The sequence below is a fragment of the Pseudonocardia sp. SID8383 genome (genome assembly GCF_009864975.1).
GTDB lineage: Bacteria > Actinomycetota > Actinomycetes > Mycobacteriales > Pseudonocardiaceae > Pseudonocardia > Pseudonocardia alni.
Window position 1 is genome coordinate 1 of record NZ_WWFY01001016.1, and the last position, 349, is coordinate 349.

Consider the following 349-nt stretch of genomic DNA (forward strand, 5'->3'; position numbering starts at 1 on the left):
GTTGGTCAGCGACTCCTGCACGATCCGGTACGCCGCCAGGTCGACCCCGGTCGGCAACGGTCGCGGGGTCCCCCCGGTGCCGCGGCGCACCGGCAGCCCCGCGGCGCGCACCTCGTCGAGCAGCGCGTCGAGCCGGTCCAGGCCGGGGGTGGGCGCCCGCGGGGCCTGCTCGTCGACCCCACGCAGCACGCCGAGGGTGGAGCGCATCTCGCGCAGCAGGTCGCGGCTGGCCCGCTTGATCTCGGTGAGCGCGCTGCGGGCCTGCTCCGGGTCGTCGTCCATCAGGTAGAGCGCGACCCCGGCCTGCACGTTGATCAGGGAGACGTGGTGGCCCAGTACGTCGTGCAGC

At 75.1% G+C, this 349-nt stretch carries 1 protein-coding gene; it reads right to left on the reverse strand.

The window, feature by feature from the left end; genetic code table 11:
- A partial coding sequence (locus GTW08_RS24285) for a sensor histidine kinase (protein WP_237454134.1) occupies nucleotides 1-349 on the reverse strand: 349 nt, incomplete at both ends.